We start from the raw sequence: 15,050 nt of genomic DNA, 5'->3' as shown, positions 1-15,050 counted from the left end.
CCTGCAGAAACTGTGAGAGCGGGCAGAGGGAGGAAATATTTTCTCTGACTCTGTGTGTTCTCATGGTTCCTGCAGGCATTGTCGGTTACATCAATGGAAAGACAAAGCGGGATTGAAGGCGCATCAGCGGAAAGACAAAGCGGGATTGAAGGCACGTCGGGGAAGAGACAAGACAGGATCGAGGCATGGCAATGAACAGTTACAGAGGAAAAAGAACGCCGAAAACACGGACACAGCAGAAAAAGCCGGGCAGCGCAAAGCGGGCAAACCATACAAAAAGCGCACGGGCGCGGCAGCAGAAGATGCGGTATATGCGGGCCGGGATCCTTATTTTGGCTGCACTCAGCATCCTGCTTGCAGTGCGTATGATCTTTGCACAGGACGGGCGCAGTGTCAGCGTGGACGCTTCTGAGCCGGAAATTGACGTTCAGCTTCTGGATGTCAACCCTTATTCAAGGCCGGGAATCCAGAGCGACGGAATCAATGGAATCGTGATTCACTATACGGCCAACCCCGGAAGCACGGCGCAGGAGAACAGGGATTACTTTAACGGTCTGCAGTATTCACAGGAGACGGAGGCAAGCAGCAACTTTATCGTTGGGCTGGATGGAGAGATCATTCAGTGCGTTCCCACATGGGAGGTGGCCTATGCTTCCAATGAGAGAAATAATGATACGGTTTCCATCGAGGTGTGTCATCCCAGTGAGGACGGATATTTTACAGATGAGACGTACCGCTCTCTTGTGCAGCTCACGGCATGGCTGTGCGTGAAGTTCGGCCTGACTGAGGAGAGCGTGATCCGGCACTATGATGTGACGGGGAAGATCTGTCCGAAATATTTCGTGGAGCATGAGAACGCCTGGACAGAGTTCCGGGAGAACGTGGCGGCTGCCATGGCGAGAACATGAGAAATGCACGAGAAATGCAGATCTGGAAGTTCTTGCTATTGCAGATGAAAATTGCTATAATATGATGTATTGTGTATAAAATTGCGGAGGGTGAAAATGAACGATCTGGAAATGTACCGCGAGCAGCTTGCGATCTGTGATGACAGAATTATTGATGCGCTTGTGGAGAGAAACGCCATCATCGAAAAGATTATGGCGTATAAAGAAAAATACGGTATGCCGATTCTGCAGCCGGCTCAGGAGGCAAAACAGAAGAGACGGCTGGATGAGAAACTTAAAGATAATAAGTATCAGGAGGAAATTCAGGACGTATTCAGTCGGATCCTGCGCAACAGTAAGCGTATTCAGGCGAGAAAGCTTTTCTCCTACAATATCGTCCTGATCGGCTTTATGGGAGCGGGAAAAACGACGATATCGGACTACTTAAGCACAATGTTCGATATGCGGCTTGTTGAAATGGATCAGGAGATTGCCGAGCGCGAGGAGATGAGTATTCCGGATATCTTTGCTACTTACGGGGAAGAATATTTCCGGAACCTGGAGACGAGCCTGCTTAGAGAGCTGCAGACAGGAAAGAACTGCATAATCTCCTGTGGCGGCGGTGTTGCCATGAGAGAGGAAAATGTAACTGAGATGAAGAAAAACGGCCGCGTCGTGCTTCTTACGGCAAGCCCGGAGACGATACATGAGCGTGTCAAGGACAGCAATGACAGACCGCTTCTCGCCGGAAACAACAGTGTGGAATACATTGCCGAGCTGATGGAGAAGAGAAGGGAGAAGTATGAGGCTGCCGCGGATGTTGTAGTGCAGACGGACAACAAGTCGATTTTGGAGATCTGTGAGGAACTGATTTCAAAGCTTACGGAGTTGGATAAGAGTGATGTTTGAAAAATTTTTCCCGGATGAGTATGTGGCGTCCACTTATATCATCCCTTTTGAAAAACTGTATGAAGAGGGGTACAGAGGGGTGATCTTTGACATTGACAACACACTTGTGCCCCACGGCGCTCCTGCGGACGAGCGCGCGAAGAAGCTTTTTGCCCGCCTGAATGACATCGGATTTGCCTCATGTCTGATCTCCAACAACCAGGAGAAACGGGTGAAGATGTTCAACAGAGAGATCGGTACAAAGTATATTTACAATGCGCATAAGCCTTCCACGAAGAATTATGTAAAGGCCATGGAGATCATGGGGACGGACAGATCAAACACGGTTTTTGTCGGTGATCAGCTTTTTACCGATGTATGGGGAGCCAAGAGGGCGGGAATCCATAACATCCTTGTAAAGCCGATTCATCCGAAGGAGGAGATCCAGATTGTACTGAAGCGGTATCTGGAGAAGATCGTCCTTCATTTCTATAAAAAAAGATTGAAAAATAAGGAAGTTTAGTATAGAATTATAAAATGGAACGTTAGTAAAGCGTGATTTAAGGAGGAAGATAAATGGTCGCAGCAGGAGATTTTAAAAACGGCATTACCGTGGAAATCGACGGTAATATTTATCAGATTTTGGAATTCCAGCATGTAAAGCCTGGAAAGGGCGCGGCGTTCGTAAGAACCAAACTGAAAAATATCATCAGCGGAGGAGTTGTCGAGAAGACCTTCCGCCCGACTGAGAAATTTGAGAATGCTCATATCGACAGAAAGGATATGCAGTACCTCTATAAAGACGGAGATCTTTACAATTTCATGGATCTTGAGACATATGACCAGATTGCACTTGACGGTGAGGTTGTCGGAGATGCGCTGAAGTTTGTCAAGGAGAATGAGACGGTCAAGATCTGTTCACATAAAGGCAATGTATTTTCCGTAGAGCCGCCGCTGTTCGTAGAACTGGCGATCACAGAGACAGAGCCGGGATTCAAGGGAGATACGGCACAGGGCGCAACAAAGCCGGCTACTGTGGAGACAGGAGCGGTTGTTATGGTTCCGCTGTTCTGTGATACAGGCGATGTGCTGAAGATTGACACTCGTACAGGAGAGTATCTGTCAAGAGTATAATACAGAGACAAATCATACAGAATCATAATATAATATATGATAGTAACGAAGCAGGATGCGGTCTGAACCGTGTCCTGTTTTTTTACTGTTTTTTCTGTCAAGGGGAAAATGGTCTCAAAACTTATGTAATACTGTAAAAACATTTCGGGTGTTTTTTGTTCAGTATTCCCCATTGCTTTTTCGTTCTGATTCATCTATAATCAGGATCACATAATATTGTTCAAGTATCACATTAATTTCAAAGGTACATTTCGTACCGATTTTCTCATCAAATTTAGGACGGACCGCACAGAGAAAGGAGTTTAATGGATTTCAATGAGTTTGCGTGTGCGGTTGAGGAACGGATTAACCTGAATCTGACAGGAGGTGTAAGAGCAGGAATATACACCGCAGTAAAGAATAACGGGAGAGAGCGGACCGGCATATTGATTGAGGCGCCGGGGGTTAATATATCTCCGACAATTTATCTGGAAGAATTTTTTGAAAACTACAGGAACGGGACTTCCATGGACGAGGTTGTGGAAGAGATGCTGAAGTTCTATGAGAGCATTCGCAAGGAAGAATCATGGAACTGCGAGGACCTTCTGACTTTTGAAGGGGTGAAGGACAGAGTTGTCTTCCGGCTGATCAACACGGCGGCGAACCGGGAATTTCTGGAAGAAGTGCCGCATCTGGCCTTTCTTGACCTGTCTGTCGTATTCTACGTCCTTCTTGAAGTGAACGGGGAGAGCACAGCCACGCTTGTGGTCAATCATGCTCATATGCGCAGATGGGATGTGACAGTGGAAACACTGTGGAAAACAGCTGCGGAAAATGCCAAAGTGCTGCTTCCGGCCGAATTTTTTACGATGAAGTATGCGCTGCGTGAAATTATGGGGAAAAGCACGGAATATGGGAGAGCGGACCAATCGGGCAACCTGTTTGCCGCAAATGTACAATGTTCTGACGGAATGTATGTACTGTCCAACAAATTGAGGAGTTACGGAGCGGCATGCATGGCCTATCCTCATGTGCTGGATATGATCGGACAGATCCTGCGGAAAGATTTTTATATTCTTCCGAGCAGTATCCATGAGGTGGTGATTGTGCCTCAGAATCCGGTGCTCTGCTGCAGTGATATGAACGAGATGGTAAAAGAGGTCAATGAGACACAGGTGGAGGACGAGGAAGTGTTAAGTGACCATGTGTACCTTTATGAGAGAAATACAGGCAGGCTCCTCTGCGGAACAGAAAACCGTGCGGGGAAATGCTGTGTTCAGGAAAATGTGTTTTAGTGGAAGGAGACTACAGAATGAAGAATTACAGAGTGAATACAGAGAACAGAGGAAAAAAGCAGCACAGAGGAATCAGAGTACTTGCGGTCGGACTGGCACTGGCGGGAAGTCTCGCGGCGGGACGGATCATGGCATATTTTACAGACGGAGATACGGTGACCAATACATTTACTGTCGGGAAAGTCTCACTGGAGATCGAGGAGCCGGGATGGAATCCCCCGGAGAATATTACGCCGGAACAGGAGATTGAGAAGGATCCTCAGATTGTCAATACGGGCATTAATGATGAGTATGTTTTCATGGAGGTATCCGTTCCTTATAAAAATGTGGTGACTGCAAACCAGGACGGGACGAAGAATCCGTCTGCTGAGAAAGAGCTTTTTACCTATACGGTGAACCGCGGGTGGACAGAGATGGGAAGCGGTACGAAAGATGCGGGAAGAGGTACGGTAACGCATCTGTATGTGTACGGTACAGCTACTGCATGTACGGCGCTGAAGCAGGATGAGTCGACGCCGGCACTGTTTGACAGTGTGAAGTTTATCAACGCAGTGGAGGGCCAGGGACTTGAGGAGTCCACGCAGCATATCATTGTCAATGCATACGGTATCCAGACTTCAGATATCAGCGGCGGAGTGACGTCTCCGTCGGAAGTGTGGAACGTGCTGAAAAACCAGCTTCCGGAGACAGCTTAGAAATTTGAATAGAAAAGAGGCCTGCCGGCAGTGTAAAAGTACGGCAACGGCAGTGTGCAATAGTGCGCCGGCGGCAGGCAGAAAGGAGGCAGTCAGATGCGGAGAAATTTAACCGCCGGTTTTGCGGCGGCGTCAGTGCTGCTGTGCGTATCCGGAACGGCAGTTTACGCAATGCCCGAGGCGGCGGTGACAAACATTTTCCAGACAGGAACTGTTGATATCCGGCTGGAAGAATATATGCTGACGGAAGACGGAACAGAAAAAGAGTGGGAGGATATACCCGATATTCTTCCGGGAGCGGAAATATCTAAAATCCCGCGTATCACGGGGGAGGGAGCGGACTGTTATGTGCGCGTGAAACTGACTTTTGAAGATACCGGTGCAGTTACAGAGGATGATCTGTATGGGATGGAAGAGTGCTGGATCAGGGCGCAGGACGGATATTATTACCTGCGGGATATCCTGAAAAACGGAGAGTCAGTGGATGTGTTCAAGGGGATTTTCATTCCCGAAGATCTGCCGCAGGACGAACTGGAGGGGAAAAGCTTCCGGCTCCGGATCGATGCGGACGCTATACAGGCGGCCAATTTTACGCCTGATTTTGAATCGGAGGCTCCGTGGGGGCAGACGGAGATAAAGGAGAGCAGAAATGAAAACGGACACGACATTACGGTATTTCAGACACAGGAGAGAACTTCTCTGCAGGTGGAGTACCAGGGGGACGCGGAAGCGCTAACAGCGGACCCGGACAATTTTTTTAAAAATCTGCCCTACCTTATGCCGGGAGACAGCTACAGCGACAACGCGGCTCTGATCAACAGCAGCGGAAAGGAGATACGGATTTATTTCAGAAATGTCATTGTCGAGGAAGATGACATACTGGAGAAGATTCTTTTGACCATTGCGGCGGAGACCGGGGGAGAGGAGCTCGTGATATACAGCGGCCCGCTGAAGGGAGAGGCAATCACAGACAACATCTGTCTGGGAACGATACCGGCGGGGGAGAATGGAAACTTCCGCTTTACACTCGATGTGCCGGCAGAACTTGACAACGACTATTCTCTTCTTTCGAGCTGTGTGAGATGGATCTTTTCGACGGAGGAGATTCCGGAACCGGTGCAGACGGTGAAAACAGGAGATGATGGCCTGTCCGGAGCCGCTCTTGCGGGCCTTGTAATGATGCTTGGCGGTGCTGTCATGGGAGTTGCGGCGCTTCTTCAGTATCTGAGCAGAGAAGGGATCGGGACAGAGGCAGCCGGCAGGAGAGCGAAGAACAGGCCATATGGCGGAAAGGAGACGGGATGATGAGAAAACAAAACGGTTTTGCGGCGCTGCTTACTGCTGTGGCTGTGATGTCAGCCGTCCCGGCGGGAATGCTTTTCGCCTACCTGACAGACAGGGACACCGAGGAGAATGCAGTGCCTGTTGGCGTCAATACCTCTGTCATAGAAGAGAATTTTACGAATCCGGACAGTGTGCCGGACACGGGAGGTACATACGAAAAGGAAGTCTGGGTGGAGAATACGGAGTCAGTTCCGTGCTACATCCGGGCGGCGGTTCTGTTCAGTGACGGGGATGTGAGCAAAGGCGTGGATGTCCTGTATCCGGAAGATACCGGATGGAGATATATCAGTCCGGAGGAGGATGCGAAGCTGGGAGGCTACTATTACTATGAAAACGCGGTGGCGCCCGGAGAGGAGACAGGACTTCTTATGGAAAAAGTGAGCTTTTCGGCGGAGGCGGACGCTTCCCTTATGGCGGAGGAGAATTTTGATATATATATCTATGAGGAGTCTGTTCAGCAGGGAAGTTACGGCTCGTATGCGGAAGCCTGGAGTTCTTTCCTGAGAGAGTGAGGTGAAACATGCGATGAGAAATATAACAAGAGGAATGCGTCTTCTGCTGACTGTGGCGGCAGGGCTCTTCTTTTCCGCGGCGGCCGCCCTTGCAGCGCCGTCCGGGGAAGCTTATGCGGCAATGGAAAACAATGCGTACACACAGCCGTTTCATGCGCCTTATTATGAAGGAAAGGCTGCGTCGCGCGTGACGTCCGGGGCCAGTTATTCCCCGGGATGGCATATGGAGGGCGGACGGTGGTTTTATACGATCAGCGGGAATACCTACTATGCAGACGGATGGCAGCCGATTAACGGAAAATGGTACTATTTTGACAAGTCGGGCTACTGTGTGACCGGGTGGATCCGGACGACGCCGGATGTCAGATGGGGAAGCAATGCATGGCTGATGTATTATGATCCGGTGAACGCGTGGATGGTGACAGGCTATCAGAAAATTGACGGGATCGGGAGATATTTCGACGGACAGGGGTATCTCCTGGCGCGTCTCGGATACCAGTTCCAGGTGAACGGGGAGACGTATATTACCGATGCGGCGGGCATATGCAGCAGGCCGTACCAGTCGGAGGGCGCGCCGTTTGTGAACGCCTCGGATGTGTTTGAGACGCTCGCTCCGGATGATGTGGTGAGCGGGGACTATGAGTTCCAGGCAAAGGTCAATGAAAATACAGTGGTGGAACCGTTCGGTTTTGACTCGTCGCTGTTTGCGGGGGCAGAGTATGCAGACCACATTTACTGGTGCAACCTGCCGGACGACTCTCTGAAAGGTCAGATCGGGGCATGGTACCGGAATGTGGGTACATTTGCCGGGCGTTCCGTGGATGTGAAATTTACGATCACGGATTATGAACTGCTGACCCTGTACGGTCTGGAGTACGGCACAGTGGGTTTTGACACACAGGCAATCGGAATCGCGGAGGACGGAGTGCGGTACGCGGAGTGTTCGATTGCGTTTTATGACCACGAGACAGGAGAACCGGTTACGGTGAAAGGGTACGCAACGATTACGGATATCGATTTCTCCCAGACGTGTGTGATTACATCAGATTATGACAAGATCTTTGTGGCGGACGACTGCGGCCTTCTGTATACGCAGAATAACAATGGAAACCCGGTGTTTGCGGACGGGGCGTATGAGATGACGAGCCGGGAGGATGAGGACAGCTCCGGTCAGGTACTTGTCAATTTCACGTCAGATTCATTTTCATACGGGCTGTACAACAACCTGACGTTTTGGAACAATGATCTGGGACTGCCGTTTTATTACGGAATGAGCGGCGGGCGGTACCCGCATTTTACGGAGAGCGATGTGAGAAATGATCCGGATCTTGGAAAATATTCCTGGCTTGGCTACACTGCGACTAGATTCGCAAGAGTAACGACGCCGTACCCTCCGGTAAAGACTGTCTCTGACAGCGATGAGACAGACGCGCGGGAAAATACGCTGGACGCGCGGGAGGAGATATTCACCTATAAAATTTCAGAGAACGTGCCGCTTCAGTCAGACCGGAAATTTTACTACACAGAGTACAGTATTTCTGATACGCTGGCATCCTGCCTTCGGTATATCGATGCAAAGGTAGTGGACGACGGAGGAAACGATGTGACAGAGCTGTTTTCCATTACCGGTACAGGAAACCGGATTGCATTTACGTGCCGTGATCCCGGACAGGACTCGTTCTACGGGAAAAACTATCATTATATTATCCGAGTGGAGATTGATGCAGGAGCGGACTTGAGCAGTTACCTTCAGGACGGAGTCTGTGTGATTCCGAATACAGCCGTGCTCTCGGTAAAATCGGCCTATGAAGATGAGTCTTATGAGACGAATGAGGTGATTACGAGACTGAAAATACCGGCGGGAACGGGAGATATTTCAGTGACAAAAATCAGCAGCAGGGACAGCCGCCCGCTGACCGATGCGGAGTTTACTGTTTATGAGTGGGACGGCAGCGGATATGCGGAATACGGAAAGATGCAGAACAACGGCGACGGGACGTACAGCCTGTCCGGACTGACATATACGCAGGAAAACGGCGGATGGTTCAAGGCGGCGGAGACAAAGTGTCCGGAAGGATTTGAAGGAAAATGGGAGCAGGAATTTCAGGTGGCACAGGAAGGCGGGGAAGGACAGAAGTTTTCTTATACTGTGAAGAACGATCCTCTTGCGCCAAAAGCTGAGATTGAGGTGACAAAGAAGGATAAAGCGACAGGAGAACTGCTGCCGGGTGCGGAGTTCGCAGTGTACGAATGGAGCAGGAAAGAAGGGGGATACGGCAAAACTCCGGCCCTGATCCTGAGCTTCGATGAAGCGGCGGGCACCTATTATAATGAAGAAACGGTTGAGCGGACAGAGGACAACGAAGGATGGTTTAAAATCGTGGAGACGAAAATTCCGGACGGTTATACCGGAGCATGGGAGCAGGAGTTCTGCATTCTCGAGGCTGACGGAGGAGTACAGAAGTTTTCCTACACGGCGGAAAATGTCAGGCTGCTTGACCTGACGATCAATAAGACGATCTATGCGGAGGATTTTTACAGCTTCCACGGAAGCGCAGTCTTTCTCTTCGAGGTGCGCGGGACAGATGTGACCGGGGCAGAGCGGTCCTACGCGCGGGCGGTGTCCTTTACGGAGGATGAGGTGGAGTCGCTTACGGCAGATGACGGGACGGCGACGCTTCAGACGGTGATCCGGGGGCTCCCTTCCGGGACATACACCGTGGAGGAGAAGCGGGTTTCCCGGTATGTTCTGACAGACGTGACCGCGCAGACAGAGAACGTGAGCGTGTCGCTTTCCCCGGCAGAAACTTCCTACGGAGGAATTACCCCTGTCCAGGCTGCGGTTTGCGCGGACATGACAGCGGAAGACGCGGAGGTGACGTTCATAAACCGGAAGATTACATGGGACCGTTTTTCGCATACGGATCTTAAGACAAACAGCTTCACTCTGGCGGCAGAGGAGACCGGGAGATGAAAAAGGCAAGGAGACGAAGAAAATGGATGCTCTTAGACGTGATGCAGGGGGCGCTTGTCCTGGCCGTCCTTGCAGTGATTCTGTCCCGGGCTGCGGGTATCCGGCCCTATGTCGTCATGAGCGGAAGCATGGAGCCGGAGATTCCTGTGGGAAGTCTCTGTTTCGTGGATACGAACAGAGCGTATGAAGACGTGGAAAAGGGCGATATCATCGCATTTGAGAGTGCGTCCGGTGTGCTTGTGACACACCGGGCGGCAGAGGTTACGGCACAGGGGATTGTCACGAAGGGGGACAGCAACGACGTGCCGGACGCTGCTGTGACTACAGAGGAAAATTTCGCGGGAGAGACAATGGCGTGGGTCCCATATGCAGGATACGCGGTACATGTGCTTGCGCTGCCGGGAGTGAAAGCGGCGGTTGCCACCGCTGCTGTTTTTGTCTGGGTGCTGTGGGCGTTTTCCGGCAGAAGGAATTTGTAGAGAAAGCTCTTTACTTTTTTCTGTATTTGTGCTAGGATAATTACGGCTGTTGAAGAGGAAGTGTAAGCTTTCCTCTTTTATGACAGCCGGAATGCGTCTGTAGCTCAGTGGATAGAGCAATGCCCTCCGGAGGCATGTGCGACGGTTCGACTCCGTTCAGACGCTGGAACAGAAAAACCGGGAAATGCGTTCAGGTCAGGGCCTGATGCATTTCCCGGTTTTTGTATAGACGACGAGTCAAAGTCCGGGCTTGCCCGAGACCTTGGCATCCTCTTACGCATCCCGGATAACTTCTTCTTTCAGATCCGGATTGAACACGCCGCTTCTGAGCATTGCGATTTCATGCCGGTACGGGGCGAAGGATTTCTTCGGATTCGACGGAGACGGGATGTACGGCGTCTCAAGTATCTTTGGAATGTTCTCAAAATCAGGGTGGTGTACGATATAGTTCAGCGCGTCAAACCCAATCTCCCCAAAACCGATGTTCTCATGACGGTCTTTCGCCGCTCCGGGCACGTTCTTGCTGTCATTGATGTGGAAGACGGCAATCTGATCCTTTCCGATGATCCGGTCAAAATCTTCCATGACATCGTCAAAATGGTGGATAATGTCATATCCGCTGTCGCTTGTGTGGCATGTATCGAAGCAGACGCGGAGCTTTTCGCTGTGCGTCACTCCGTCGTAGATGCGCGCCAGCTCATCAAACGAACGGCCGATCTCAGATCCCTTCCCGGCCATGGTTTCCAGCGCAATATGGCAGTCGGTGTCAGCGGTGAGCACTTCGTTAAGCCCTTTGATGATCTGGGCTGTACCCGCGTCCGTGCCTGCGCCTACGTGAGCGCCGGGATGGAGAATGAGAGTGTGGCTTCGGCAGCTTACGGTGCGGTCAATCTCCTTTGCGAGAAATTCCACCGCCAGGGAGAAGGTCTCCGGCTTGACGGTATTTCCGAGGTTGATGATGTACGGGGCATGGACGATGATATCGCGGATGCCGTGCTCTTTCATGTAATCCCATGCAGGACCGATGTTTAACTCGCTGATCTCTTTGCGTCTTGTATTCTGCGGCGCTCCCGTGTAGAACATAAATGTGTCCGCGCCGTAGGATACGGCTTCTTTTGCGGAGCCGAGCAGCATTTCCTTTCCGCTCATGCCGACATGTGAACCGATGATCATGACAGGTAACTCTCCTTTTCTTTTCTATGCAGGAAGACGTGCGGCAGATCATATCAGATCATACCAGACGGCATCGTCCGCACCAGATCACAGCGCCACGACTGCACTGGATTATATCACATCGTATGCGGCGGATCCTTTCCCTTCCAGGTAGCGGATGTCCAGATAATCCCCGGAGGACAGCCTGTTTCCGAGAAGATCAGGCCAGTACTGCTCTGTGTTTTCCAGCACTGCGGCAATGTCCTCTGTGTCGGAAACTGTGAGAAGCCCGCTGTCTCCGTACTCCGTATACACGGCCGTGCCGCTTAAAGAGCCGATAAGACTGTCGTATCTGCCGCTCTGGACAGACTCAAGGGACAGCGTAAGAGTCAGTTCCGCCACATCCTGCGGATCGATCTCTGTGCGGATCCGGTACCCGTGCTCCTCCAGCCAGTCAAGCGTATTGACATAGCCCGGATAAATATAAAGCCCGCGGACGGTGAACAGAGAATCGGGATCCAGAGAGGAATCTTTTGATGCGGCAGTGTCCGCGGCGGCGGAAGCAGGCAGAGAGGTCACTGCATACGGATCCGGAATATCCAGAGAAAGTTCTGCCAGAGGACTCTCATTTTGAAGAACGGAAAAGTCCACGGCGAGAAGATCCTTTTCACAGGCGTCAAGCAGACTGTTTCGCTCTTCCTCGCTGAGTGGAAGCTCTGTGGATGTAGCGTAGGCGTCTGTCAGTGAAACGCCGGAAATCTGTTCCCGGTCCATTGTAAAAACCGGGAAAAGTGAACGCCGGTAGTCTTCGTTTAAAAACAGCTCTTCCATGATATCATATGCATCGCTGAAGTTCAATGTATACCATCGTGTGACCGAGCGCCCGCTCTCAAGCTCAAAACAGAAGGCCGCGCCCAGTATGTTTTCTTCGGAACCGGTGCTTTCGTCCCGGGTGCTGCGGACACCCGACTGGGCGAGCGTATAGAGCAGATGGGTACTGCTGTCCGGGGCGGGAGCGCCGAAATAGTAGAGGTCAGCATCGTCATACCCCGTCGAATATCCGACGGAATTTAAATAGGCGGGAAAGGAGTCCGCCCGGAAACGGATGCTTTCAATCTGATCTTCCCGGGGAAGATACGTGTCGTATCCGAACAGGTCAAACTGAAATATGCAAAGCACCGCTGCCACTCCCGCAACGGAGACGAGGGAAGACTTCCATCCTTTTAAAAGCTGCCGCAGATCCATCCGGTAGATAAATTCGATCAGCGCACAGAGAATCAGTGCGGCAAGAATACTAAGCGGAAAGGTCCATCCGGATGCGTCCGCTCCGGTAAATGCCTGTGCAAAAAGCGCCAGAAAAACTGACGCCGGTATGCAGACTGCCACTTTTGCAAAGGGCGCTGCTGCCGGGAAAGAAAGGGCATTCCCCGCGGCCTCTGACGGGTAGCGGCGGTACAGAATGAGGGCAGCCCCGAGGAGGAGACAGGACATGACCGCCGCCAGTATAAAAGACACAGGGGAGAAGCCGTTCATGCCCGTAAAGTTGTTCATCGCCGAGAAAAGTCCCAGCGGTGAGAGAACCTGCATCAGACGGTCTGACAAAGTTTCGCCCGGGGAATAGTAAGTCTTAAAATACACATTCTGCAGAGAACTTATTGTCCCGAGGACAAGGGAAGCGTATACAAAAATGGCAAGGGCGGCGAGCAGACCGGACGGTGTCCGGCCGGAGAGCATAAATCCGAGGATGCATGTGTGATAAACGAGGAGGAAGCACAGGATGCCGGCAAGTGCCGCGAGAGCACATGCGGCTGAAAGCTGCGCGTCCATTATTCCCTGCACCGCGCCTGCGGCCACGGTCAGCGCGGCGCATATGACATAGGGCACCACGAATGTGAGAAGCCCGCAGAGCCAGGATACGGCAAAACGGCGGCTTCGTCTGATGGGAAGTGCGTGATAAAAATCCAGCTTTTCCCGGGAATGAATGTATCCGAACCCGGCTGCGGCGCTGAGCGCTCCGAACACTGCGAAGGCCGCAGTCAGGATCGAAAAACGGAACCCGTTTATGAGACCGGGAAACATATTCCGGATATCCGTGTACATTTCGGCGGCCGTGATATATTCGGACGGGCCGTAGTTCGTCATATAGGCATCCAGCCACATCATCGAATATACGGGCATGGAGAGAAAAAGGACGATGCAGGTCAGCGCAAGGAGCCATCCTCTCTGCTTTAATTCCGCGCGGATGAGTTTAATAAAGGAAATCTTTGATGTCATAGCCGGCCACCTCCGTTTCGCTTATGAATATTTCTTCCAGTGTCAGCGGCAGAACTTCCGCGAAGAGCGGTTCCTGCGCCCGGGCAAGATCGAGAACGTCTGAGCGGTCTCCCCTCACTGTCAGTGTGAGAAGAGAGCCGGAACGCTCTATTTTTACAACGCGCAGGCTCCGGATCAGCGCTTCTTCCCTGCGGGCGTCGGGGATCACACACTGAAGCTTGCATATGGAGCAGCGGATCTGGTCCAGGTCCTCGGTCAGAAGGAGTTTCCCCTGGTGAAGAAGTCCGATGCCGTCGCAGATATCTTCCAGTTCTCTGAGGTTGTGAGAGGAGATCACAGGGGTGAAATCCCGGTTCAGCATCTCCGAGGCGAAAAGGCTTTTGACTGCCTGGCGCATCAGAGGATCCAGCCCGTCGAACGTCTCGTCGCAGAGAAGGTATTTTGTGCCGGAACAGAGCCCCAGCAGTATGGAGGCCTGTTTTTTCATCCCCTTTGAAAAGGAGGCCAGTTTCCGCGAGGACTCCAGGCGGAACTTCTCTGTCAGGGAGTCGAAGAGCTTCCGGTTAAATGACGGATAGATCATACAGTAATAGTCTCGCATCTGCCGGATGTCCGCATTTGAAAAATAGTACGGCGAATCGGACAGAAAGCAGATCTGAGCCTTGACTTCCGGATTCTCGAAGACGGGTCGGCCGTCGGCCAGCACCTCGCCTGAATCGGGACGGATAATCCCACAGATCATGCGCAGAAGCGTGCTTTTTCCCGCGCCGTTTGAACCGATCAGGCCAAAAACCATCCCGTCCCGGATCTGTGCAGTCACATGGTCAACGGCGTGGACGTTCCGAAATGTCTTGTCGGCATTCTTTAACTCAATCATGGTGTTCCTCCTTTTGGCAGAGCCGCTCCACGGCCTCCAGATATTCTTCCTTCGTGATCCCCAGCTTCATGCCGTATGAGAGCAGTCTTTCCAGTTCCTGAAACAGGGAGCCCTTCTGTTCCTTTACGAGGACAGCGGTGTCCGCGACAAAGTTTCCGCGCCCTTTGACCGGATAGATATAGCCCTGCTGTTCCAGCATGGAATAAGCCTTCTGTATGGTGTTCGGGTTGATGGAAAGCTCTACTGCCAGCGAACGGACAGAGGGCATCTGTGTGTCCGGCGGCATGGCGCCGCTTAAAATCAGCGTCTGGAAACGCCGGACAATCTGCTCGTACAGAGGCAGTCTGCTCTGATAGTCAATCGCAATCATGGTACGCCCTTTCTCTGAAATCAGCACCGGTGTACAGGGATACATTGTCCCTCGTACACCGATGACACTGTAATAAGTGTACTATTTCATTTAGTACACTAAACGTAACATATATTGTACGGCATGTCAATCCGGACTTTGCCGGACTTTGCCGGCCGGCAAATAAAAACTTGTGCATCCTGCAAAATAG

The 15,050-nt window shown here is 51.6% G+C and carries 14 protein-coding genes and 1 tRNA gene; 11 read left to right on the top strand and 4 right to left on the bottom strand.

All coding sequences use genetic code 11. The annotated features are described in order from the left end of the window. Positions 1-185: 185 nt before the first annotated feature. The 11 genes from LKD70_RS10700 to LKD70_RS10650 all read left to right on the top strand — a co-directional run bounded on the left by LKD70_RS10700 (position 186) and on the right by LKD70_RS10650 (position 10,352). Entirely contained in the window at positions 186-908 is a 723-nt protein-coding gene (locus LKD70_RS10700) for a peptidoglycan recognition protein family protein (protein ID WP_407690957.1), read from the top strand. Between the two features lie 96 nt (positions 909-1,004). Beyond that, positions 1,005-1,796, top strand: coding sequence for a shikimate kinase (locus tag LKD70_RS10695; protein WP_227708017.1), 792 nt, complete (start codon positions 1,005-1,007; stop codon positions 1,794-1,796). After that, positions 1,789-2,298, top strand: coding sequence for a YqeG family HAD IIIA-type phosphatase (locus LKD70_RS10690; protein ID WP_227708016.1), 510 nt, complete (start codon positions 1,789-1,791; stop codon positions 2,296-2,298). The genes LKD70_RS10695 and LKD70_RS10690 overlap by 8 nt, the downstream gene beginning before the upstream one ends. A 53-nt stretch (positions 2,299-2,351) precedes the next feature. Next, positions 2,352-2,909 (top strand): elongation factor P, encoded by a 558-nt coding sequence (gene efp, locus LKD70_RS10685; RefSeq protein WP_227708015.1) that lies wholly within the window; start codon positions 2,352-2,354, stop codon positions 2,907-2,909. 305 nt (positions 2,910-3,214) lie between these two features. Next, positions 3,215-4,183, top strand: coding sequence for a DUF5688 family protein (locus LKD70_RS10680; protein ID WP_227708014.1), 969 nt, complete (start codon positions 3,215-3,217; stop codon positions 4,181-4,183). A gap of 17 nt (positions 4,184-4,200) precedes the next feature. Next, on the top strand, positions 4,201-4,878 hold the full coding sequence (locus tag LKD70_RS10675) for a TasA family protein (protein ID WP_227708013.1): 678 nt from the start codon (positions 4,201-4,203) through the stop codon (positions 4,876-4,878). A gap of 96 nt (positions 4,879-4,974) precedes the next feature. Then, positions 4,975-6,183, top strand: a complete 1,209-nt coding sequence (locus LKD70_RS10670) for a hypothetical protein (RefSeq protein ID WP_227708012.1) — start codon at positions 4,975-4,977, stop codon at positions 6,181-6,183. Beyond that, positions 6,180-6,734 (top strand): hypothetical protein, encoded by a 555-nt coding sequence (locus tag LKD70_RS10665; protein WP_227708011.1) that lies wholly within the window; start codon positions 6,180-6,182, stop codon positions 6,732-6,734. Before LKD70_RS10670 ends, LKD70_RS10665 begins: the two co-directional genes overlap by 4 nt. Before the next feature lie 13 nt (positions 6,735-6,747). After that, positions 6,748-9,708, top strand: coding sequence for an isopeptide-forming domain-containing fimbrial protein (locus LKD70_RS10660; protein ID WP_227708010.1), 2,961 nt, complete (start codon positions 6,748-6,750; stop codon positions 9,706-9,708). Next, on the top strand, positions 9,705-10,187 hold the full coding sequence (locus tag LKD70_RS10655) for a signal peptidase I (protein ID WP_227708009.1): 483 nt from the start codon (positions 9,705-9,707) through the stop codon (positions 10,185-10,187). Before LKD70_RS10660 ends, LKD70_RS10655 begins: the two co-directional genes overlap by 4 nt. A gap of 93 nt (positions 10,188-10,280) precedes the next feature. Further along, positions 10,281-10,352, top strand: a tRNA-Arg gene (locus LKD70_RS10650). Between the two features lie 108 nt (positions 10,353-10,460). Here the strand turns inward: LKD70_RS10650 and LKD70_RS10645 are convergent. From LKD70_RS10645 to LKD70_RS10630, 4 genes are all read right to left on the bottom strand, one after another. Further along, positions 10,461-11,360 carry a deoxyribonuclease IV gene (locus LKD70_RS10645; protein ID WP_227708008.1) on the bottom strand — a complete coding sequence of 300 codons (900 nt, stop codon included), beginning with the start codon at positions 11,358-11,360 and terminating at the stop codon, positions 10,461-10,463. A gap of 111 nt (positions 11,361-11,471) precedes the next feature. Then, positions 11,472-13,613 (bottom strand): DUF6449 domain-containing protein, encoded by a 2,142-nt coding sequence (locus tag LKD70_RS10640; RefSeq protein WP_227708007.1) that lies wholly within the window; start codon positions 13,611-13,613, stop codon positions 11,472-11,474. Next, positions 13,588-14,490: an ABC transporter ATP-binding protein gene (locus tag LKD70_RS10635; RefSeq protein WP_227708006.1), complete on the bottom strand. Its 903-nt coding sequence runs from the start codon at positions 14,488-14,490 to the stop codon at positions 13,588-13,590. The genes LKD70_RS10640 and LKD70_RS10635 overlap by 26 nt, the downstream gene beginning before the upstream one ends. After that, on the bottom strand, positions 14,483-14,905 hold the full coding sequence (locus LKD70_RS10630; RefSeq protein WP_407690956.1) for a GntR family transcriptional regulator: 423 nt from the start codon (positions 14,903-14,905) through the stop codon (positions 14,483-14,485). The genes LKD70_RS10635 and LKD70_RS10630 overlap by 8 nt, the downstream gene beginning before the upstream one ends. Positions 14,906-15,050 lie beyond the last annotated feature (145 nt).

Origin of the sequence: Ruminococcus turbiniformis, assembly GCF_020687545.1 — a bacterium.
Classification (GTDB): domain Bacteria; phylum Bacillota; class Clostridia; order Lachnospirales; family Lachnospiraceae; genus Mediterraneibacter; species Mediterraneibacter turbiniformis.
This window is presented reverse-complemented; position numbering and strand designations above follow the sequence as displayed.